The sequence below is a fragment of the Hydrogenovibrio sp. 3SP14C1 genome (assembly GCF_029625905.1).
In the GTDB taxonomy this organism is placed as follows: Bacteria; Pseudomonadota; Gammaproteobacteria; order Thiomicrospirales; family Thiomicrospiraceae; genus Hydrogenovibrio.
Window position 1 is genome coordinate 1 of record NZ_JARTLM010000023.1, and the last position, 569, is coordinate 569.

Here is a 569-nt window from a genome sequence, read left to right on the forward strand (position 1 = left end):
GGACGGTTGTTGAGTTGTTCAACAACCGTATCTATTTCCAACTGAGAGACCTTATCAAAACTGGTTCGTTTCGGAAAGAATCTTCTTATTAATCCGTTTGTATTTTCATTTGTTCCTCGCTCCCATGAAGAGTACGGGTGGGCAAAATAAAAAGCGGTATTCAGTTTTTCTGACATCAACTCAAATGCTGAAAACTCTTTGCCATTATCTGCCGTAATACTATGAACCGGTTTACCTAGAGATTTCAGCTGTTCAATAATGACTGATGCCACCACATTTGATTTACGTGTTTCCACCTTTATAAACTGTGAAAGTCGAGAAGCCCTATCGACCAGTGAAACAAGACTTGATCCTGTTTTAATCCCAATGACGGTATCAACTTCCCAATCTCCAATACGCTCTCTGTTATCAATAACTTTTGGACGCTCATCTATACTTAGGCCTTTATTTAACTTGCCACGCGTCTCATAAACTCCACTACGTTTTTGATACCGTTTTTTACGACATAGGTAGCGGTATAAGTTGCCGCCACTGGCTTTGTCTTGATAGATAAATTGATAAATCCATTC

The 569-nt window shown here is 39.4% G+C and carries 1 protein-coding gene; it reads right to left on the reverse strand.

The window, feature by feature from the left end; translation table 11 throughout:
• The coding region (locus P8629_RS11470) for an IS30 family transposase (RefSeq protein WP_278166265.1) at positions 1–569 on the reverse strand (569 nt) is incomplete at both ends.